The following is a 20,070-nucleotide window of genomic DNA, read 5'->3' as shown; positions in this document are numbered from 1 at the left end:
CAGAAAGTACATTAATTCCTATTGAGGGGACGTTCTTGGATTCGACAGGGGTCCCCCGAGCTAATTAAGCGTGTCGGAGGGTTGTCTCCGCAACAACACACTCAGTTTATAATAACTGGCAAATCAAACAATAATTTAGCAGTAGCTGCGTAATAGCACTCTGCATCGCCTAACAGTGTTTCCTATGCACTGTTAACGCGATTCAACTTTAGTAGGATACGCTAGGCACTGCAGTTTGAAGTCTGCCTAGAAGAGATTAATCAAACTAGCATAATGTTGGTCGTCTATCACCTCTCATTATGCGAAACTTAATGATAGACTACACACGTAGAAAGATTTGTATCAGGACCTCTGGACGCGGGTTCGAATCCCGCCGTCTCCATACATAATTAACCCCTCCAACCATTGCGGTAGGAGGGGGTTTGTTGTTGTCTTAATGTTTTTTCAGCACAAAAACCACCTTATTTTAAAGTAGTGGTTATAAATGTTTTATTAACTCATTTTATGTATTCTGGGTATAAATGTCCATAACGATTGTAAACCTTGATGCTAATCGAATAGCCTAATTGTTGGTCAAAACCATAATATGAGCAACAGCATTTACAAGTATATAAAATCAAAGTTAGTTAATTGGACTACGGTGTTGCAATGGTCTAAGCAATGCTTTGAAACGTCTCATAAGGCAACTAATTAGTATTGAATATAAAATAGCATTTAAAATAACTATTCACTTTTACAAAAAGTTTTGCTATTATAATCTTAAATAATTAAATAAATGTGTTGAATATTTATCCCCGGATAGATATTCATAAGACACTGTTTTCAATCCACTAGGGCGCATCTTATAGGTGTGAGGATTGAAAGTGGTGTCTTTTTTTGTTTTAAAGGAGGAATATTAATGGAATTAATAGTAAAGGAAACAAGCGATTTAACAAATTTAGAATTAGTGAAAATATTTGAAGCACGTGTAAAAGTCTTTGTTGTAGAACAATCTTGTGCTTATCAAGAAATAGACGAATATGATACAGAAGCAAAACACGTTATCTTAAAAGATGGTGAAATTATAGTTGCTTATACTAGAATCATCGAAGATCAAAGCAAAATTAGTTTTGGCAGAGTGTTAGTTACTAAAAATTATCGTGGTAAAAAATATGGACAACAAATTTTAAGAGAAACGATAAAACAAATAAATGACAATAGTGATAAAACACGTATCTATATTTCGGCCCAAGAATATTTGGAAAAATTTTATAGTTCTTTCGGTTTTGAAAAAGTTTCAGAAATGTACTTAGAAGATAATATACCGCATATAGATATGGTTCTTAATATAAAGAGGTAAGTAATCGTGTTATTGCTATGTTGTATTATGCTGTTGAATTTATTACCTCTATTAATTTATATGATAAAAAAGGAAACTATTAAATCAACAGCAAATTATCAAAAGTTAATAGAAAAATTAGACCGAAGAATTAAAGTAATAGTTTTAATCAATTCAATAATCACATTTGCTTTGTTGTATGTGTATTTATTGTAGTTTATTTGATACTCACTTTAGGATTTGAAACTTTTTGCCAAATTAATATTAGTGTTGGTATTAAAATCAATATATAAACTTTTGTATAACGATTTTGTCACATCGATACTGCAAATTGTTACCTAAATCAAATGAGAACAAAGTTATGTATTGTTAAAGTGGTGGTAGTTGAAGGAGGTAATTGAATCATGAAATTTATTTATAGCATTATTTCTATAATAGTCATCATATTCATAGCACTTTTTGGATGGAAGTTATATGCTGAATCGCATACAGATAACTCGACAGCTAGAAATTTAGCTAACCTGAACCCTTTAATTCAAAGTGAAACGTATTATGTAAAAACTGATAATCCAATTAAAGTAGAAAAATTGGATGATGAAATAACTCAATACACATATAAATCTAAAGCATATAATAAAGATGGTAAGCATAAGCAAATTAAATATACAGCCACTAAAAAATTGAAAAAAGATCACTATTTAGCTTTAAAATATAAAGTGGGAGAAGTTAAATCATATAAAGAAGTTTCTAAATCTCAAATACCTAAAAAAGCAAATAAAATTGTAGAATAAAGATTGTCCCTTGTGCATAAGTTTCATAATGCATAAGGGTTTTCTTGTATGCTGAGATAAACTTCGTGCTACATCGAAATTTAATTTATGTTAATGGTGGTTAAACTCAATGAAAACAACCGCAATAATTAGTGCAGAGAAAAGTCATATAATATGATATAAATAAATTTTGAAGTAACATATCGGTATTATTTGCCATTGAAAATTCCAACAGTTTATATGTGATTATAAACGATAATTTTTTTCTTTAAGCAATAGTTTTTGTATAGTATAGACCTATTTGTTACGAATCTTTTCATTTCGGCCTTATTTCTATAAAAACTTGATATTCTTATTTAATCATACTGTCTGTTGTGCGAAATCAATAGTGATGCGTTATGAAAAATAACTAGTAAAGTTGTCAATAATATTAGTTTTATAATTAATTGCTCAATCTCGTTAAAGGTAGATAAATGATTAAATTAAAATTACGTTTGAAAAAGCAAAATCATAAATTCAGTGTCCCCATTAGTCAGTTTGCATCATGGTTAAATAAGCATAGAGATTTTAAGTCGGATATACGCATTGTTGTACATGATTATCCGATATTATCGTATGGTGATTTAAATGATTGCCAAGTAGATATGGAACATAAAATCATTTATTACTCACTTTATAATATAGAAAGCTTTATGGAAGAACATCGTAATAATCAGTATAAATTAGACAGTTATGTATACACGCTATTTGAAATTTTTGATGATTTAAGTTTACAACTTAGCAAATTTTATATTATAGATAATGAAAATATAAGCGTAGAGAACTATATTAGTCGTTACGATCAGTTTGAAAGAACCATGTATGATGAAAAAAATCATATGCTTCAACAGTTTATTTATATAAATTCGAGTTATTCTCAACATTTAAAAAAAGGTCTGAAGATAAATGCAGATAATGTAGAACCGCTTATATTAAAAGAAGCGGTTAAATTGTTTGAAGCATTCATTACTCAACAAATAGATTTTCCTGTTCAAGTCAAAATTAAGTTCACACACAAAAACTTAATTAATAGTGACGGTTATTTTAAATATCCTCAAAATGTATTTCAGTATCCTAGTATTAAAGTATCTTTCTATGAGTATGAAAATATCGAGAAAGACTTAGGATCATTTGATGCAGTCTTAAATATATTACGCATTTTAGTGCATGAAATTGGTCATTATTATGCATTTGTTAATGGTGATTGGTATTATGATTCGACCAAAAGAGAAGAAGATGCTTATCGTTTTGAAGACAAGATGATCCAAAGATTTATAGACGAAGTATATTATGACTATTACATGAATAATGTAGCAACTTAGGAAAAAGTGCGTAATAATGTTAACATTATTACATAGAATTGAACGCTTATATTAGAATTTTATAAAACATTATTTGCTAAACGATAGTTTACTAAAATTTAAAGGTATTGAGTATTAAAAATTAAGTTAAGTGGGGCGTTTATAAATGATTAGAGAACAATTTGAAGCAACATATAAACTTCTATCAAAACATTTAAATGATGTTGATGAAGAAAAAGCTACATTTCAACCCGATAATGCCAATAATAATATTAAGTGGCAATTAGGACATATCATTTTATTAAATGACTATTTAATATTTGAAAATATTAATGATAAAAATGCTTTGGAACAATCTGCGGCAAATTATTTTTTATGGGGGACATCACCACAAGATTTTGATGGTAATGAGCCTTCTTTTGAATCATTAAAATTATTATTAAAAGATCAATTCGACAAAATATTTAATACATTAGAAGAACAACTGAAAAAAGATAGAAATGAACCAATAATATTAAAAGATTTAGACTTAAATATGAAAACTTTCGCTGAATCTATTCATTTTTCTATTTTGCATACTAGTCGCCATTTTGGACAAATCGTATTATTAAAGTCAATGATTGATAATGTGAAATAATAGCTTATTAAAACCCTTCAGCCACTGTGGCTGAAGGGTTTTCTGATTTGCAAAATACTTGTTGCTTACTTAATCAAAATAATAATTTGTACTTTATATACTATAGATGATTTTTATATAGTATAATATTTTTAAGATAGCATAGTACAATTTTATAAATAATTAATCAACATATTAAATTTAGATATTGCAAAGGAGGTTAAGTTATTGAAAATATATGTGGAAAATGATCAGTTTATTATAGAAGATCTACAAATATCAGAAATAACATTAAGTAACAATAATATTCAAAAAACATTTACAGCAGACCAAACACGATTTGTTATTAAATTTGAAGATTTACAGGAAGTCTTAACAGAAAAGAATGCACCTATAGCATTCACAACAACTACGAACGAAGAGTTAATAATTCCTGATGATATACATAGTTTCGAGAAAACCTTTATAAAAAAAGGGAAAAAGACATATTTTATTTATTTAACTAAGGACAACAAATTATGCGTCATATTAGATAAACGTCCGAGTTTAGTAAATTTTCATAATAAAAGTGCTGAATATAAAGCAGCAACTGTAAAAGATAATAAATTAATTTTAAATTTTGAATTTACTTGTAGTATTTACAAACCAACTGCTATCGTTGGCAAAATAAAAGTCAGAAATAAAGATTTTGAAATTACTACAAATGGTGTAATAGTAGAAATAATAAAAAATAAAAACGACTATAGTGTTTCAGCAAATTTAATTTTTGATATTCAAGAGTTAGCAACATTATTTATGGGACAAGTACCATACTACATATATAATTCTGATGTATATGACATTAGTTTTAATTATCGAATTGATGAAATGCAGATTTCTAAATATTACGTTAGATTAAGGTTACCTGCTGAAGAAAAGTACAATGTCGATGATGAGCAATGGTTAGATTTTGATGATCATTTTATGTTGCATTGTAGACCTTATCCGACGACATATGGAAATCTATCGATGCGACTTATTCCTATTCCTAAAGAGACATATAATGACTACATTACTGGTGAAATGGTCAAGTTAAGTAATAATGATAAGAAAACGATCGTATGTCTAGAATATCCTGAAAAAGCACAAGAAAATGGGCTGATTTATTTTAAATGGTTGGTAAAACATCTAGCTAAAGACTTTAACATTTTTTATATGGTTAGTCCGGAAAGTAAAGATTTAGATAATTTAATAGGATATGAAAATCATGTCATTTATTATAAATCAAGGGAAAATTGGGCACTCGCAAATGAAGTGGATGTTATTTGTCATTCTCATTCAGCAGAATATTTATTACCTATACTAACAAACAAAGCATTACTTTATATCAAACAAAAAAATAGATTGTTTTTACAACATGGTATTATTGGTTCTAAAGACGTGAGTGGGGTATATGGTAGAACACCAAATGATTCCGTAACAGATTTATTTGTCGTTTCTTCTGATAGAGAAAAGGAAGTCATTTCTCAAGGCTATGGCTTCGAAAAAAATGAAATTATTATCACGGGACTGCCAAGATTTGATGATGTTATAAAAGAACGTAGAAACATTGTTAAGAAAATTAAAAATCGACATAAAATATTAATTATGCCTACTTGGCGATCTGGTTTAAGTACGTATTTAGATGAGAAATTTATAGAAACTGCGTATTATAAAGAATTTCAACAGTTAATTAATAATGAAGAAGTCAAAACTTTAGTTGAAGAAAAAGGTTATCAAATTGCGTTTTACTTACATAGAAATTTCCAAGGTTTTAAACATCTTTTCACTTCTGAATGTGTTGATATTTTATCGGAACAAGATCATAATGTTAAAGATTTATTAGCAGAATACCAAGTTTTGGTTACTGACTATTCAAGTGTTGGTTTAGACTTTGCATTGATGCATAAGAAAGTTGTTTATTTCAGACCTGAAAATATTTTAGGTGATGACTTTATTTCAGAGTCTGCGGACTTGTTACCAGGGGATGTCGTAAATAATCAACAGGAGTTAATTTCGCAATTTCACAACACGACAATGCCTAAAAAATATAAAAGTAACCTAGATAAATTGTATAAATATGCCGATAGAAAAGCATGTGCCCGTATAGCTAAAAATATGATAAGCTATTTTAAATTAACTGATTAATCACAAGTGATAAAGCAATAATCTGCGTAATGAAGATTTACAACGATAAGTAAAAGTATTATATTAATTATAGGAAGCTATTATAGACGCTAAATACTTCCTTAACTAAGTTACACGTTGTGTAGTTTTGAGCGTGCTATACCTCTTTTTAAATTTCACAATTTAATTATCATACAGTTTTCTTTACCTCATTATTATATAACGCTCAAAAAAGGCTCTACTTAAGTGGGGCCTTTTTTTAATGTCTTTAGTATTGATTTGTATAAATACAAACAAGACAAGTTTATTGAAAAAATTTTAAATAGGCTATAATATAATTAGTACATGCAGTGTTATGTTTTATTCATTCAATAACAATATTTCTTTATTCCCTGCCACCTAAGCATGTCACTAGGTGGATTTTTATTATTTAAACTTACTCAAGAAGTAAGTTTATTTTTTTGTAAATATAAATAAAATTTTTATAGTTATTGTAAAAACATGTTATAAATATAATTAATTAAATTTAAAGAAAAATGTAAATTATAGCAATTTAAATTTATTTGTATTAATATAATAATTAACAAAACGAAAGGGGGCTAAATTATGCTAGGTGGATTATTAGAAACTATCTTGAAATTAGTTTTTGACCAAGTTGAGTAGAGCGAATTAATTTGTACGAAGGGGTGATTTAAATGATCGAAAATGTTATTGAATTAATATTTAAGAGTTTGTTTAAGTAGTACAAGTTTTAGCGTAAAGTAATTTGAGTAATATCTTATAGCATATTTAGCAATAATGGACATTTGTGATAGTCGCAGGTGTCTTTTTATTTGTTGTTTGGCACCACATAAAAACACTACCTTATATAAGGTAGTGTGGGTGATTAATAAAATTATAATTTAAAGTTAGAGATGGATGTGTCCTTGAGCGTAATGATATTTTTTATCTTTTGGTGTAACGAAAGCTCTTAAGACAGTTAATATGCCAACTTTACCACTTAACATAACAAAAATAATAAGTAGTTCTGTCACGCCATGATATTTATCTGTGTAATCCATCGTTAAGCCAACAGTACCAAAAGCCGAAATGACTTCAAAGAGTATTTTAATTAATTGAACGTTTGGATTTAGTACAGTTATCACAAATGTGACTAAAACGACGTAACATAAAGATACAATAAACGTTACAGTAGCTAGTTTGATAAGTTTATGTGGAATTTCTCTATTAAATAATTCTACATAATTATGCTTTCTGATAGTACTAATTACAAACATTACAAGTATCGCAAATGTCGTAACTTTAATACCACCCGCAGCACTTAAAGGTGCACCTCCAATAAACATCAACAGCATAAATAATAGTGCAGTTGAAGTATTGATTTGGCCCATATCAATACTGTTAAAACCTGCTGTTCTTGTAGTTACAGATTGGAAAAATGAAGTGCCTATCTTTTCAATGACACTCATATGTTGCATTGTGTTATGTGTTTCTAAAATAAAGAACGTTAGAGCACCGAATAAAATTAAAAATACCGTTGTAGATAATACTATTTTTGAATGCAAAGTCAGTTTTTTTAATTTTTTGCAAGTCGCTAAATCTAGTAATACTAAATGTCCTAATCCGCCTAATATTATCAATAAAGGCACCGTGACCATAACGATAGGATCCTTCGTAAAATCTATTAAATTATTTTTAAATAAGGCAAATCCTGCATTGTTAAATGCTGAAATTGCTGTAAATACGCTGACGAAAATACCTTTCGATATGCCAAATTTAGGTATAAACGATAAGCACAAACATAAGGAACCGATAAACTCAGTAATTAAAGTGTAAATAGCTAAATGCTTAACTAGTTTAACAATACCTCCTGGTTCATCAATATTCCACGTCACCATAATTAAAAATCTGTTGCGTATTGATATTTTCTTATTTAAGAAAATAAGCGTGAGCATCGTCACCGTCACTATACCTAATCCACCAATTTGTATAAGCAGAAGTATGACAGTTTCTCCCAATACGTTAAATTGTGTGCCGATATCAGTAGGGGATAATCCTGTTACTGTAAAGGCACTAGAAGCAATAAATAGTGCATCAATAAATCCTATAGGCTTCTTACCAGTACAAGGTAAGAATAGTAATAAAGCTCCTATAAAGGTAGTTGATATAAAAAGCATCAGATAATAATATAATGGTTTATTTATCTTATTCATTGTTGTTCTCCAATTATTAAATTTTAAGTTAAAACTACAGTGAAATCATAGCACATATAAGTTGTAGTAATAGCTAAAAATTACACCAAATATGAACGTTAATTGACAATATGAAAAATAGTTAAACAATATTAATTTGTTATTTTAAATATTAATATTGATTATCGTTATCAATTAAGCTTATACTTAAAGAAGTGAGGTGTTAAACATGAAAAAAATTATATTACTTATGTTAAGTTTGTTAGTTATTACTGCAGCATGTGGCAACAAAGATAGTCAAGACAAGGGTTCTAAGGATAAGAAGACGTATACGACGACAGATGGGAAAAAAATAGATATTCCTAAAAATCCTAAAAGGGTAGTCTTACTTACTGCCAATTATGGAAATCTGAAGAAATTAGGCATTAAGCCAGTGGCAATCACGAACGCTTTTCCTAATTCTAAATTTATCGGTAATGATAAAGTGAAAAAAGTAGATCCAGAAAATGTCGAAGAAGTTACGAAATTAAAACCAGATTTAATCATTACATATAAAGAGAATAAAAATAACAAGAAATTCTCAAAAATTGCACCGACCGTACCTATAAAAGTACAAAAATTTGATTATAAACAAACACATATAGAATACGGAAAATTAGTAAATAAAGAGCAAAAAGCTAAAGAACAAGCAGATGAAGTTGCTAAAAAATTAGAACAAGATGGTAAAGAAATTAAAAAACATATTGGCAACGATGCGACATTCTCAATAATGGATATTCAACAAAAAGATATATACCAATTCGGTGCACGATTTGGTAGAGGTAGCGATACGTTATATGATGGCTTTAAAGTGAAAGAAGACCCTGAAGCTAAGAAAGCTATGCCAGAGGAAAGATTTATGAAAGTACCAAAAGAGAAATTTAATGAGTATTCTGGAGACTATTTAATGGTACCTACAGTAGATGGTAAAAAACCAAATAATGATTTTACAAAATCAGATATATGGAAAAACAATAAAGCAGTTAAAAATAATAGAGTAATTTATTATCCAGCAGACGAAGCTATTTATGGTGATTTAATTACCATAGAGAAACAAGGAGAACAATTTAAAAAAGCAATATTAGAGAAACAGGGTAAATAATATAAAACAACTCACCAAATAAGGTGAGTTGTTTTTATATTGAAACTAGCAGCAATAAGCCTAACGCCACTATAAGTAAATAAACCCATTTTTCAAAATGATGTGCTGGTGTTTTAATTGTTAAATATCTGCCTATTATTGTTGCGAGCAGTAACAACGGTAATGACATTAAATAAATAGGAATCGTCTTATCGGTCCATACATTACCAAATGCTTGACCGATAACGACGAAAATTGCGGTAAGCAGAAAATGAGCTTGCAACGTACTTTTAAATGTTTTAATAGGCCATTTACTTAATGTGGCATATATGACTATCGGGACGCCATGAGAGTTATATAAACTCCCTAAAATACCTGAAATAATACCAGCAATCGTACTCCAATAAGGTGATTGCAATACAAGTTTGCGATTATTTTTAAAGAATTGTCTTTTACAAAAAGCGTAAGTACCATATAACAATAAAAAGAGTGCTAAGAAAACTTGAATTATAGCTGTATTAAAATGGTGCAAAATATATATGCCAATAGGTATACCGATGATACTACTACATAACATTAAACTTAATATTTTGTATTTTATATGTTTTAGTTCAGATAAAATATTAAATATCGCAACAGTTAAACCTGCCAAACCTATAATCGATATAGAACTATTAATATCTAAACCAATTATTGCTAATAAAGGCATACTAATTAGAGCTTCGCCAAAGCCGAAGTAAGTACGTATAAATGCACCTAGAAAGATAGCTAGTAGTATAAATGTAATTAAAGTAATAGACATAGAAGACCTCTGTATGCGTAATTAATAAATACTATATTATTTAAACATATTATCTCATTAATCTGTTTATGATTACACTAATGAATAAAAGACTTTTATTCATTAGTGTAGAAAATAAAACAGTATAGAACAATATTGTTTTACATTAACAATTAATTTACATATAATGGCTTTGCATGCCTTAGGGCATGCGGCTTAAAGGTTATAGTAACTTGTGCGTGCCCTTTGGCATGCATAGGTACACTTCCTTTAAACCGACAGCCCCCTTAATTGGGGGTCTTTTTATATCATTTTTTTATAAGGGAAGATCTACTACTTAACAGTAGGTTCCAATAATGAAAAAGTATGCCTAATTGGATTGATTTGCGCAGTAATACCTATAGGTAAAATCGTCTTTGGTTCATTATGACCAATTGGAAAATTGAAAATTACTGGGAGTTCAGTACAATGAAACTCTGCTAGAATTTTTAATAGTACTTCTTTATACTCTTCATAATATATAGAATCAAATGGTTTACCTACTATTAAACCATTAATCTTATTTAAGATACCTATAGCTCCTAGATTTCTTAAACTGTCTTCGAATAACCAAGGTGGAGACTTAACTCCAGATGTTTCTATGAAGAAAATTGTTCCTTCGAAATGTTCTAAACTAGGAAATATTACAGTTCCTTTTGCAATATTTAACACTTCTAAACAACCACCGATTAATCTTCCTGTTCCAATATTGTTACTGTTTAAAAACTCTAAAGGCGAGTTAATAATATCTTCACGTTCAATATCTTTTTTATTATAGTCCCAACGAAGACCCTGTTTTTTAATAGTTGAAGGAGCTTGAATGTTTGATATTAACTTGTTGTTCATAAATACCTTAGTAAAATAGTCTAAAGTGAATTGTGGAATGTGAACATTTTCGGCTAAATCATGTAAGACATCAATACCATAATAACTAACTAGATTACACTTTTGGCATATTAAATGGGTAATTGTACTATCTGAAAAACCTGTAAAAATTTTAGGATTTGAAGCAATACTTTCAAAATTAAGGTGAGGGAGCATACGTATACTATCGTTCCCACCTGTAGTTGTAATAATGGCTTTTATATTTTGATCGAGAAATGCATCCATTAAGTCTTGTGCTCTTAATTCTGGGTGATTATAAATAAATTCTTTATCGCATAAAGTATGTGGCATTATTTTAACAATAAACCCCATGTTTTCTAATCTTTCTTTAGCTAAATCGACTCTCCAGTTAATACCTTTTTCGCCTGCTAGACCTGAAGACAAAGCAACAAAAGCAATGGTGTCACCATAATTTAATTTTTTAGGTACGTTAACTCTACTCATAGTAAATCACCTCGGAATTTTGAAATAAAATATAACATATAATACATTAACTGCAATACTATTTAAAATATCATTATATTGTATATGTCACTTTACAAAAGCGAACGTTTGTTCTATTATGGTCTTGAGGTGATTTTATGAAACTTAACATAAATTGGAATAAGGATTTCCAAGAGTTTCAAGACATTTTAAATAGTGGAATTAATCCGGAATGGCTTTATAATGCTAAAGCTAATATGATCCTTAATCCTGCCTATACTGGCGAAGGGAAACAATTTTTCTATACACAAGATATTATTGAAGCTAGTAAAGTTATTCCGTTTTTTTAACATATAAAATAACATTTTATCAATATAATTAAGTGTCGTGTCTCATTATCACATGAGTTGCGACATTTTTATTTAGTTTATAAATTCAATGTCATTGCGATGTGCGGAATATTATCTTCTAAATAAACTTCTGAAGCCACTTTAAAACCAAATGATTCATAAAATTTTTGTAATCTTGCTTGAGCTGAAATACGAACGTTCTTTGTATCATAATTAGCATTAATTTCGTCTAAAGTTGCTGTTACAATTTTTCTACCTAAATTTTGACCTCTATAAGATTCATTCACGAGTACTCGACCAAATGCAACTGCATCCTCATCATTAATAATTCTAGTATATGCTACAATGTCGTCCTGTTCTTTGAAAAAAACATGTTTGGCATCTTTGTCAGCTTCATCAACTTCTTGATAAGCGGCATTTTGTTCCACTACAAATACTTTTGTTCTTTCGATAAATATATTGATTAATTCTAAATTAGTAAGTTGTGTCGTTGGTTTAATTAATAATTCCATAAGTAGCGAACCTCTCTCGTTAATTTTCTCCATATTACCATATTTTGATATTATAAATATTCTATTACTTACGTTAATTTTAATTGACTTAGTCAACTAAAATCGTTATATTAATTAAGCAGGAGGGTGACATGAAGGAAATTATTAACAATATAAGAGAGTTTAATAGGTATTACACAAATAAATTAGATGTCTTTAGTACTAATAAGTTTGATAGTAATTATACGTTTACTGAGGCAAGGGTCATTATCGAGATAGGTATTCGTCATGATTGTATCGCTAATGAAATCGTTCAAACTTTAAATATAGATAAGGGATATTTAAGTAGAGTATTAAGTAGATTTAATAAAAAAGGGTTAATAGAGAAAGTAACGTCGCCCACAGATAGTCGTAGTAAAATAATCAAATTGACTACTGAAGGTAATGAATTATTTGATTATTTAAATGAAGCATCAAATAAACAAGTAAACCAAATGATTGATGGATTAGATGAAACAGAAATTTTCACAATAAATAAAAATATGATGGAAATTATGTCTATTTTTGAAAGAGGGAATAAAAATGATTAGATTTGATAATGATTATGTTGCTGGTGGTCACACTGCAATTTTAGATGCTTTATATAAAACTAATGAAGAACAATTGCCTGGCTATGGAACTGATAAGTACACTGAAAGTGCGCAAACTTTAATTAAACAAGCATGTGATAACGACGATATTGACGTACATCTAATGGTAGGGGGAACACAAGCAAATACGACGATTATAGCTTCGATTTTAAGACCATATCAGGCAGTTATTTCAGCTGATACTGGACACATAGCAGTACATGAAACTGGAGCTATTGAAGCAACAGGGCACAAAGTTATTGAATTAACTAATGATAATGGAAAGCTTTCAGCCGCACAAATTACTAAATATGTAGCGGATTATTGGGATGATGCTACACACGAACACATCCCACAGCCCAAATTAGTTTATTTATCACAACCTACTGAATTAGGTAGTTTATATTCAAAAAAGGAACTTACTGATATTTATAATGTGTGTCAAAGTAACAATCTTTATTTAATGGTAGATGGTGCACGTTTAGGATATGGATTAGCTTCAGATAGTAATGATCTAACGTTAAATGATTTAACTAAATTAACAGACGTATTTTACATAGGTGGCACGAAAGTAGGTGCACTTTTTGGCGAAGCGATTGTTATAACGCATAATGATTTAAAACAAGATTTTAGATATATGATGAAACAACATGGTGGCTTATTAGCAAAAGGAAGACTTTTAGGTATTCAATTTACAACGTTATTCCAAGATAATTTATATATTCAGTTAGGGCGTCATGCGCTTGAAATGGCTGACTTACTCAAGTCAGAATTACAACAAAAAGGGGTCACAATGCAATATGACTCACCAACAAATCAATTGTTCCCGATAATTTCACACCAACAAATGGAAATGTTAAGTAAAGACTTTGCTTTTCAAATTTGGGAAAAATTAAGCCCTGAAAAAATCGTGATTAGGCTATGTACAAGTTGGTCTACTAAAAAAGAAGATGTTGAAAAATTAATTAATGCCATTTAATTACTAAAGTGTATCATATGAAATGTTTTTAAAATTAGTGTCGAACAACATTTCTGGAAAATTCACAATATTAGGTTAAAAAAATGCTCAAATTCTTTGCTATAACTACGTTTTAGTTAATGTTGTAAGGGTAACATATATATGGAAATACTATACACAATATATGTTTAGGAGGAATTAAGTCATGGGCTTTATAATTATGATTATAGTCGGAGGATTAATCGGCTGGTTAGCTGGCGCAATCCTTGGTAAAGACATCCCAGGCGGAATCTTAGGTAACATTATTGCCGGTTTAATTGGTTCATTTATAGGTGGTAAATTATTAGGTACTTGGGGACCAGTTTTAGGTGGCGTACCTATTATTCCAGCATTAATCGGTGCAATTGTTTTAATTTTAATTGTATCATTTATACTAAAAGCATTAAGAAAATAATGTATTTTGAATCTATAACAATGATTAACCATTGTTATAGATTTTTTTGTATAAAATATTAGACAAATAAAAAAGCCTTCATATAATAAGAAGGCAATTAAAACAATTTAAAATTGGTCATCTGTACGATCTTCATCTTCTTCAATTTCATCATGATCGTCCGAAGGTGATGCGTTTTTAGTCGCATTTGCATTTAAAAATTTAAAACTTAAAATGCTAAGAGAAGCTATAAAAACATATAACAATATTTTTCTCATAATGGTCCACCCCTAAAAATATGTTTTGTATAACAGACTAAATTTTTAAACTTACTTAGTTATTTGCGATAAATTTTGTAGTATAAATAATATAATAAAAAACTAAATATTAATTATTAAGTTTAAATAATTAAGTCAGTATGGTTAAAATACTATAAGTATATACTATTTGACGTATTCCACACCGTATGTATATCAAAACATCAAAAGGTGTATAGGTACACTAAAAAGTATAAAACTTATTAAATTAATTTTACTATTTTATCGATATATACACAATAAAAAGTGAATACAATAAGTCGCTTACAGATATGTAGTTATAATCCATCCTAACCAATTACGATCTTCTTCAATTTAATATGAGTGATTTAAATAAAAAAGGGTAAAACTTGTAGTATTTAAAAATAAAGATAGACTATATCAAAATTTGAGGTGCAATGATGACAGCATTATTTCCATATTTAGCATTTGATAACACAAAAGAAGCAATCGCATATTACGAAGAAGTTTTTGGGGCAACTGATGTAAAACGTTTGCCCGTAGATCCACAACAGGCTAGCAATTTTGGAATATCCGAAGACGAAGCTAATAATGCAACGATGCATTCGGATTTTAAAATTGCAGGAACGACGATATTAGCTTCTGATTCTTTTGGAAAGCCTTCTGCTATAAATGAATCAATTTCTTTACTAATTGATTATGATATTAATAATGAAGCGGATGTAAGAGAAGTAGAAGCATTATATGACCGTGTAAAAGATCACGACACTATTAACGTAGAAATGCCATTGGAAGAACAATTTTGGGGTGGTAAAATGGGCTCATTTACCGACAAATATAACGTGAGATGGATGTTACATGGCCAAGACTATACTAAATTATAATGAAGTAAGATTTTAAAAGAGGAGTATGTATCTAATCATAGGTACATACTCCTTATTTTATAAGTTTAGGAATGACTTGAATATAGATCACTTCAAATATCAATTCAATAATAGTTTGTGTAACGATAATTGCAGTTACAGTAATAGCTATATTTTGCGGTAATGTTAAGGCGAGTGGTAATACGACAAGTGAGTTTCTCGTTGTAGCACTGAAAGCTATAGTGCGTCGTAACTCAATATCCAATTTAAATAGTTTGGCGCATAGGTTTCCGATTATAGGTGCGATAATTGCAAAACAAATATAAATTGGAATAATTTGATAGATAACTGTGAGATCTTTTAATACAAATGAAATTTGAGAAGCGATTACTGCTATAAGTACCAAAGCCATCATTGGAACAGGTAACCAACTCATTACATGGTTCAAATTATCTAATCCTTTGTTGTTGTGGCTAAACTTTTGTAAAAGCAATGCAAAGATAAACGGAATTAAAATAAAAAATATAAATGCTAATAAGAATGTTGTTACCTCAATATAATTATTTACGTTATGTGTGAGAAAAATAGTGAAGTAAACAGGTAGTAAAATGATTTGTACTATTAACAATAAAGGTGTACATAATAACAACATAGCTGCATTGCCTTTGCCTAAACTAGTGAAAACGATGACGTAATCAATACAAGGCATTAGTAAAACTAAATAAAGCCCTATCTGAATGGGGCCAGAATGAATGTTAAATATTGTTATGAGTAGCCAAACCAAGATTGGTATTAAAATAAAGTTTGATAATAATAAGACTATTATAAATTTCAAATTAGTAAATTGGCTTTTTAAACTATTTAATGGCAGTTGGCAAAACATACTAATCATTAAAATTATGATAGCAGGTGTGGTTATTTCTTTGAAAAACGTAGCAATTGATGTGGAAGAAATACCCATTATGATACCCATAATTACCGCGAGGAAATATATGTATGCTTGTTTGGTCTCCATTGTATGTTTCAATTTGTGCATATCATCAACTCATTACAGATTTTTATTAATTTTAACATAAAAAACGCTAGAGTAATTTACTTTAGCGTTTTGCTTCAACATTGACTTTGTTTTCAATTTTATCATCACTAGTTTCATTAACATTCAACAATAATGCGCGTACTATAAATATGCCAGTTACAAGTAATAGTATTTTTTTTACATATTTCATTCTAACCACGCCCAATCACTAAATTAAATAATACCTTTAGTAATCATTACCCGAATTCTACAAAAATAGACAAATATGTAGTGTTATAAAATAAAAAAGAACCCAACAATCTTATAGTAAGATGTTGGGCTGCATATAGTTGTAAAGAAAATTTTAGTAAATAATTACGATAGAATATTTAGAGTTATTTTATAAAAAAGAAATTATGCTTATGATTAAAAGATATCTATAATTGCTTTAATAGCGTTTAAGACACCATCTACGATTTGAGTCCATTCCATGTTTACGCCCTCCTTAGAAGTTATATGAGATTATTTAAAACTATCTACGATCGTTTTGACAACTTTGATGATACCACCTACGATTTCTGTCCAATCCATAGTGTTACCTCCTTCTTTGTTTTAACTTATCTTTATTATATAGGTAACAACTTAGTTTTGGGCAATTATTCGTAAGTCGTATAATTTAAATCGTAAGTGTTAATTTATCCTTCTAAGCAGACAGTTAGGATGCATAAGTGTGGCGCGCAACTATTTTATAATCAGTTTTTATCGATAATTGTTATGCTGGCGTTTTCTTTATCTACTTCAATCGTTAGTTCATCACTGTTATTTTCTGTCGTTACTTCAGTTATTTCATTATCAGTTATAGTGAAAAATACTTGGTTTAAAATAGCGAAAGCATAATCATTAATAGGGCTAACTATAGATAAACTTTGTTGTTCCTCTTGTATAGCAAACTTTTTCGTACTTTTATTTATTACTTGCCATTGAGGAAAGTTTTGTAAATGCATAAGGTGTCACCTCTGAAAATTTTAAAATATTATAATAGTTAACTAAATATTAGACTGAACAATATACCAACTATGCCAAAAATGAGTAGCATTACTGTTACTCCAAGTAATGAATCTTTACCTTCAGAAGGTTTCTTTCTTTTGAAAAGAATAAAAGTAATGATACCTGCCACTAAAAAGATGAAAGATAGCCAAAATACTATTAAGAAATGTAAACTCATAACATTAACCTCCTTATTCAATAATTTAAATTTAATAAATCAAACAATTTAAGTTAAATTATAATCGAATATTTATTGTATTTATCTTATCATTTATTATAAGTGTTCAATAGACAAATGAATCAACATTTTAGTGACATTATTGATAAAAATAATAATTTTGACTAGTAAATAATAGTACTAACATCGTAAATGAAGAAAATATGACTAGTGAACCATTAAGTTATTAGCAATTTTCAATGATTATAGATAAAATATAAATATATCTTCTAATTAATCGTAATTAGGGAGGTGACTAAATGATGAATGAAGTAAATAAAGTTTTATATATCGTATTAGCTGTATTTTTAGGTAGCTTTGGCGTTCATAAATTTTACGCACGCAAACCAGTTGTGGGTTTAATTTTCTTAGTATTTTGTTGGACTGCCATCCCACACATTTTAGCCATTATAGGCGCTATAATTACGTTATTTAAACCAGCTGATGAAAACGGCAATGTACTTGTTTAAATATAGAGAAAAAACGAGCTTGGGACATAATTCCTAACTCGAATTAATTAACACCTCATTCAACTGATTTATTCAGTAAAAATGAGGTGTTATTTTTTATAATCTACGATTTTGTTCGTGCATGCTTGCCTAGGGTATGGTTCGAGCCTGTAGTCTCTCACTCATACGATTCCCTCAGGCGTCAGCACTTTACAAAATCGTTACAAATTTCCAATATTATACAAAAAAACAAAGCACGCTCGTATAATTTAATAAATACCACTAAACCAAATTAAAGAGGTGCCTTATGTATAAAAATTATAATATGTCTCAAATAACGCTACCACTAAATATTGAAGTATTGGTGCCAGAAAATGATATTGCACATTATGTGAATCAAATTGTAGAGTCTATGCCTAATGAAGCATTCTAAAGAAATTAGAACTTTAATCCCATTTTTAAATAACATCACAAATAACTATTTTATTTACCTAATTGCATTGTTGTAGATGCTAGTTATGGTAGTGATGAAAACCATAAAAAATGTATTAGATTCGTTTAATCAAACACCACTCATAACGTACACTATGTATTTAAAAGAACAAACGAAGCAATATAAAGAAAATAAATTTAACACTCAAAATTGGACTTACGATGAAATAAGATATGTCATTACGGGGGAAATCCAAAGTAAAACATGAACTTGGAATTGCCTTAATGGCAACAAATATAAGAAAAATGGTAGCTCTAAGAGCTACCAAAAAGACTTTAAAAATGAAATACAGTGGAAATTCAATTTTAATAATGAACTTCCACTGTATTTTTACTTTCTAGAATATTTCTGTCCCAGGCTCGTTTTTTGTTCATACAATTTTCAAAATTTTTTAATAATGTTTACATACGCCTTTAAACGTTGGCACATCAGATGTGTTGATATTAATATTACCAAAACAGTAAGATATACATATAGACAAAAAATTTAAATTTGATATGATTAGATAAAGGCTGTCATAAAGATAATGTAAGCGCTAATAAAATAAATGAAATTGGGGTAGATGCTAATGACATTTTATGATTTTGTAATAACTTTTATAGAAGATGATACACCACTTGGCACTTTAGCGCATAATGTGCGCAGCGATAAGAATTTTCCCAAAAATGAAACATGTCATTCAACATTACGTAAGTACTTCCATAGTCATTATTTAGATCATGAGATGTTAGAATCTGCCAATAGAGCGCTTAGTTTATATCGTGTAAACTATAAATAGTATTAATTGTAATACCAGTTATGTTCAATTAATGCATCCCATACATCTTTTGTTTTAAAGTTAATTTCATTATTTCTCACTGAAAATGGTTCAATAATGTTTTGATCCAACCAAGTATTAATCAATTCACTTGGTAAGCCATCTAATAACATTTCACTTTTGCTTATGATAAAGCATTCCCAATCAAGTGAAATGGCAGAAGGATTAACATAATTGCAATCATTAGTTTGATTCATAATTAATACACTCCTTAATATTGTAAATCCGACTTTAACTTTTACCCATGTACTATTAAAATAAAACGAAAATTTATACAAATTAATGAAAAAATACCTGTAAATAAAGTGTGTTAACTCTTAATTTATGCAGTAGTAGGGTTATAACAAAAATAAGATATGTGTGATTTAATCGCTAAAGTATAAATACTTTAGCGATTTTTT

General features: G+C 29.0%; 24 protein-coding genes and 1 other RNA gene. 15 read left to right on the top strand and 10 right to left on the bottom strand.

The annotated features are described in order from the left end of the window. The first annotated feature begins 25 nt into the window (after window positions 1–25). The 6 genes from ssrA to C7J89_RS11535 all read left to right on the top strand — a co-directional run bounded on the left by ssrA (window position 26) and on the right by C7J89_RS11535 (window position 6,210). Window positions 26–385: a transfer-messenger RNA gene (gene ssrA, locus C7J89_RS11560) on the top strand. Window positions 386–898: 513 nt separating this feature from the next. Next, on the top strand, window positions 899–1,339 hold the full coding sequence (locus C7J89_RS11555; protein WP_103295594.1) for a GNAT family N-acetyltransferase: 441 nt from the start codon (window positions 899–901) through the stop codon (window positions 1,337–1,339). 383 nt (window positions 1,340–1,722) lie between these two features. Further along, a complete protein-coding gene (locus C7J89_RS11550; RefSeq protein WP_103295593.1) occupies window positions 1,723–2,109 on the top strand; it encodes a YxeA family protein in 387 nt (128 codons plus the stop codon). 452 nt (window positions 2,110–2,561) lie between these two features. Further along, the gene (locus C7J89_RS11545; protein ID WP_103295592.1) at window positions 2,562–3,449 is read left to right on the top strand and encodes a hypothetical protein; all 888 of its coding nucleotides are present in this window, start codon (window positions 2,562–2,564) and stop codon (window positions 3,447–3,449) included. A 145-nt stretch (window positions 3,450–3,594) separates the two neighbouring features. Beyond that, entirely contained in the window at window positions 3,595–4,065 is a 471-nt protein-coding gene (locus C7J89_RS11540; protein ID WP_103295591.1) for a DinB family protein, read from the top strand. 207 nt (window positions 4,066–4,272) lie between these two features. Further along, a complete protein-coding gene (locus C7J89_RS11535; RefSeq protein WP_103295590.1) occupies window positions 4,273–6,210 on the top strand; it encodes a CDP-glycerol glycerophosphotransferase family protein in 1,938 nt (645 codons plus the stop codon). Between the two features lie 887 nt (window positions 6,211–7,097). Here the strand turns inward: C7J89_RS11535 and C7J89_RS11530 are convergent. Further along, a complete protein-coding gene (locus C7J89_RS11530) occupies window positions 7,098–8,402 on the bottom strand; it encodes a TrkH family potassium uptake protein (protein ID WP_103295589.1) in 1,305 nt (434 codons plus the stop codon). 208 nt (window positions 8,403–8,610) lie between these two features. On the opposite strand from C7J89_RS11530, the gene C7J89_RS11525 reads away from it, so the two are divergent. Further along, the gene (locus tag C7J89_RS11525; RefSeq protein WP_103295588.1) at window positions 8,611–9,522 is read left to right on the top strand and encodes an ABC transporter substrate-binding protein; all 912 of its coding nucleotides are present in this window, start codon (window positions 8,611–8,613) and stop codon (window positions 9,520–9,522) included. Between the two features lie 34 nt (window positions 9,523–9,556). Here the strand turns inward: C7J89_RS11525 and C7J89_RS11520 are convergent, their stop codons facing one another. Then, window positions 9,557–10,303: a sulfite exporter TauE/SafE family protein gene (locus C7J89_RS11520; protein WP_103295587.1), complete on the bottom strand. Its 747-nt coding sequence runs from the start codon at window positions 10,301–10,303 to the stop codon at window positions 9,557–9,559. Between the two features lie 312 nt (window positions 10,304–10,615). Next, window positions 10,616–11,650: a S66 family peptidase gene (locus C7J89_RS11515; RefSeq protein WP_103295586.1), complete on the bottom strand. Its 1,035-nt coding sequence runs from the start codon at window positions 11,648–11,650 to the stop codon at window positions 10,616–10,618. Window positions 11,651–11,787: 137 nt separating this feature from the next. Between C7J89_RS11515 and C7J89_RS11510 the strand changes: the two genes are divergently transcribed. Further along, on the top strand, window positions 11,788–11,979 hold the full coding sequence (locus C7J89_RS11510) for a hypothetical protein (RefSeq protein WP_103295585.1): 192 nt from the start codon (window positions 11,788–11,790) through the stop codon (window positions 11,977–11,979). Window positions 11,980–12,056: 77 nt separating this feature from the next. Here the strand turns inward: C7J89_RS11510 and C7J89_RS11505 are convergent, their stop codons facing one another. Then, window positions 12,057–12,491 carry a GNAT family N-acetyltransferase gene (locus tag C7J89_RS11505; protein ID WP_103295584.1) on the bottom strand — a complete coding sequence of 145 codons (435 nt, stop codon included), beginning with the start codon at window positions 12,489–12,491 and terminating at the stop codon, window positions 12,057–12,059. 131 nt (window positions 12,492–12,622) lie between these two features. Here C7J89_RS11505 and C7J89_RS11500 point away from each other — a divergent pair, with 131 nt between their 5' ends. From C7J89_RS11500 to C7J89_RS11490, 3 genes are all read left to right on the top strand, one after another. Next, the gene (locus C7J89_RS11500; RefSeq protein WP_103295583.1) at window positions 12,623–13,060 is read left to right on the top strand and encodes a MarR family winged helix-turn-helix transcriptional regulator; all 438 of its coding nucleotides are present in this window, start codon (window positions 12,623–12,625) and stop codon (window positions 13,058–13,060) included. Next, window positions 13,053–14,078 (top strand): threonine aldolase family protein, encoded by a 1,026-nt coding sequence (locus C7J89_RS11495; protein ID WP_103295582.1) that lies wholly within the window; start codon window positions 13,053–13,055, stop codon window positions 14,076–14,078. Before C7J89_RS11500 ends, C7J89_RS11495 begins: the two co-directional genes overlap by 8 nt. A 184-nt stretch (window positions 14,079–14,262) precedes the next feature. Then, window positions 14,263–14,511: a GlsB/YeaQ/YmgE family stress response membrane protein gene (locus C7J89_RS11490; protein ID WP_103295581.1), complete on the top strand. Its 249-nt coding sequence runs from the start codon at window positions 14,263–14,265 to the stop codon at window positions 14,509–14,511. 107 nt (window positions 14,512–14,618) lie between these two features. Here the strand turns inward: C7J89_RS11490 and C7J89_RS13255 are convergent, their stop codons facing one another. Beyond that, a complete protein-coding gene (locus C7J89_RS13255) occupies window positions 14,619–14,768 on the bottom strand; it encodes a hypothetical protein (protein WP_157881590.1) in 150 nt (49 codons plus the stop codon). A 440-nt stretch (window positions 14,769–15,208) separates the two neighbouring features. On the opposite strand from C7J89_RS13255, the gene C7J89_RS11485 reads away from it, so the two are divergent. Then, window positions 15,209–15,652 carry a VOC family protein gene (locus tag C7J89_RS11485; protein WP_103295580.1) on the top strand — a complete coding sequence of 148 codons (444 nt, stop codon included), beginning with the start codon at window positions 15,209–15,211 and terminating at the stop codon, window positions 15,650–15,652. Between the two features lie 52 nt (window positions 15,653–15,704). Here C7J89_RS11485 and C7J89_RS11480 read toward each other — a convergent pair whose 3' ends face one another. The 4 genes from C7J89_RS11480 to tsaT form a co-directional block, all read right to left on the bottom strand. Continuing rightward, a complete protein-coding gene (locus tag C7J89_RS11480) occupies window positions 15,705–16,667 on the bottom strand; it encodes an arsenic resistance protein (RefSeq protein ID WP_103295579.1) in 963 nt (320 codons plus the stop codon). A gap of 61 nt (window positions 16,668–16,728) precedes the next feature. Then, a complete protein-coding gene (locus tag C7J89_RS13500; protein WP_258027133.1) occupies window positions 16,729–16,857 on the bottom strand; it encodes a hypothetical protein in 129 nt (42 codons plus the stop codon). A gap of 541 nt (window positions 16,858–17,398) precedes the next feature. Continuing rightward, window positions 17,399–17,650, bottom strand: coding sequence for a hypothetical protein (locus C7J89_RS11475; RefSeq protein ID WP_061855186.1), 252 nt, complete (start codon window positions 17,648–17,650; stop codon window positions 17,399–17,401). Between the two features lie 38 nt (window positions 17,651–17,688). Further along, window positions 17,689–17,871, bottom strand: a complete 183-nt coding sequence (tsaT, locus tag C7J89_RS11470) for a type II toxin-antitoxin system toxin TsaT (RefSeq protein ID WP_061855185.1) — start codon at window positions 17,869–17,871, stop codon at window positions 17,689–17,691. A gap of 302 nt (window positions 17,872–18,173) precedes the next feature. Here tsaT and C7J89_RS11465 point away from each other — a divergent pair, with 302 nt between their 5' ends. The 3 genes from C7J89_RS11465 to C7J89_RS11455 all read left to right on the top strand — a co-directional run bounded on the left by C7J89_RS11465 (window position 18,174) and on the right by C7J89_RS11455 (window position 19,630). Further along, window positions 18,174–18,380 (top strand): TM2 domain-containing protein, encoded by a 207-nt coding sequence (locus C7J89_RS11465; protein WP_061855519.1) that lies wholly within the window; start codon window positions 18,174–18,176, stop codon window positions 18,378–18,380. 286 nt (window positions 18,381–18,666) lie between these two features. Continuing rightward, on the top strand, window positions 18,667–18,792 hold the full coding sequence (locus tag C7J89_RS13495; protein WP_258027132.1) for a hypothetical protein: 126 nt from the start codon (window positions 18,667–18,669) through the stop codon (window positions 18,790–18,792). 628 nt (window positions 18,793–19,420) lie between these two features. After that, a complete protein-coding gene (locus C7J89_RS11455) occupies window positions 19,421–19,630 on the top strand; it encodes a YozE family protein (protein ID WP_061855183.1) in 210 nt (69 codons plus the stop codon). A 2-nt stretch (window positions 19,631–19,632) separates the two neighbouring features. Here the strand turns inward: C7J89_RS11455 and C7J89_RS11450 are convergent, their stop codons facing one another. Beyond that, window positions 19,633–19,866, bottom strand: coding sequence for a hypothetical protein (locus C7J89_RS11450; protein WP_061855182.1), 234 nt, complete (start codon window positions 19,864–19,866; stop codon window positions 19,633–19,635). Between the last annotated feature and the right edge of the window lie 204 nt (window positions 19,867–20,070).

Origin of the sequence: Staphylococcus kloosii (genome assembly GCF_003019255.1) — a bacterium.
GTDB classification, from domain to species: domain Bacteria; phylum Bacillota; class Bacilli; order Staphylococcales; family Staphylococcaceae; genus Staphylococcus; species Staphylococcus kloosii.
This window is presented reverse-complemented; position numbering and strand designations above follow the sequence as displayed.

Bases quoted from the DNA above. Each gene is read 5' to 3' on its own strand.
- C7J89_RS11555 (WP_103295594.1), top strand. From the start codon at position 899: ATGGAATTAATAGTAAAGGAAACAAGCGATTTAACAAATTTAGAATTA.
- C7J89_RS11550 (WP_103295593.1), top strand. From the start codon at position 1,723: ATGAAATTTATTTATAGCATTATTTCTATAATAGTCATCATATTCATA.
- C7J89_RS11545 (WP_103295592.1), top strand. From the start codon at position 2,562: ATGATTAAATTAAAATTACGTTTGAAAAAGCAAAATCATAAATTCAGT.
- C7J89_RS11540 (WP_103295591.1), top strand. From the start codon at position 3,595: ATGATTAGAGAACAATTTGAAGCAACATATAAACTTCTATCAAAACAT.
- C7J89_RS11530 (WP_103295589.1), bottom strand. From the start codon at position 8,402: ATGAATAAGATAAATAAACCATTATATTATTATCTGATGCTTTTTATA.
- C7J89_RS11525 (WP_103295588.1), top strand. From the start codon at position 8,611: ATGAAAAAAATTATATTACTTATGTTAAGTTTGTTAGTTATTACTGCA.
- C7J89_RS11520 (WP_103295587.1), bottom strand. From the start codon at position 10,303: ATGTCTATTACTTTAATTACATTTATACTACTAGCTATCTTTCTAGGT.
- C7J89_RS11515 (WP_103295586.1), bottom strand. From the start codon at position 11,650: ATGAGTAGAGTTAACGTACCTAAAAAATTAAATTATGGTGACACCATT.
- C7J89_RS11510 (WP_103295585.1), top strand. From the start codon at position 11,788: ATGAAACTTAACATAAATTGGAATAAGGATTTCCAAGAGTTTCAAGAC.
- C7J89_RS11505 (WP_103295584.1), bottom strand. From the start codon at position 12,491: ATGGAATTATTAATTAAACCAACGACACAACTTACTAATTTAGAATTA.
- C7J89_RS11500 (WP_103295583.1), top strand. From the start codon at position 12,623: ATGAAGGAAATTATTAACAATATAAGAGAGTTTAATAGGTATTACACA.
- C7J89_RS11495 (WP_103295582.1), top strand. From the start codon at position 13,053: ATGATTAGATTTGATAATGATTATGTTGCTGGTGGTCACACTGCAATT.
- C7J89_RS11490 (WP_103295581.1), top strand. From the start codon at position 14,263: ATGGGCTTTATAATTATGATTATAGTCGGAGGATTAATCGGCTGGTTA.
- C7J89_RS13255 (WP_157881590.1), bottom strand. From the start codon at position 14,768: ATGAGAAAAATATTGTTATATGTTTTTATAGCTTCTCTTAGCATTTTA.
- C7J89_RS11485 (WP_103295580.1), top strand. From the start codon at position 15,209: ATGACAGCATTATTTCCATATTTAGCATTTGATAACACAAAAGAAGCA.
- C7J89_RS11480 (WP_103295579.1), bottom strand. From the start codon at position 16,667: ATGCACAAATTGAAACATACAATGGAGACCAAACAAGCATACATATAT.
- C7J89_RS13500 (WP_258027133.1), bottom strand. From the start codon at position 16,857: ATGAAATATGTAAAAAAAATACTATTACTTGTAACTGGCATATTTATA.
- C7J89_RS11475 (WP_061855186.1), bottom strand. From the start codon at position 17,650: ATGCATTTACAAAACTTTCCTCAATGGCAAGTAATAAATAAAAGTACG.
- tsaT (WP_061855185.1), bottom strand. From the start codon at position 17,871: ATGAGTTTACATTTCTTAATAGTATTTTGGCTATCTTTCATCTTTTTA.
- C7J89_RS11465 (WP_061855519.1), top strand. From the start codon at position 18,174: ATGAATGAAGTAAATAAAGTTTTATATATCGTATTAGCTGTATTTTTA.
- C7J89_RS13495 (WP_258027132.1), top strand. From the start codon at position 18,667: ATGTATAAAAATTATAATATGTCTCAAATAACGCTACCACTAAATATT.
- C7J89_RS11455 (WP_061855183.1), top strand. From the start codon at position 19,421: ATGACATTTTATGATTTTGTAATAACTTTTATAGAAGATGATACACCA.
- C7J89_RS11450 (WP_061855182.1), bottom strand. From the start codon at position 19,866: ATGAATCAAACTAATGATTGCAATTATGTTAATCCTTCTGCCATTTCA.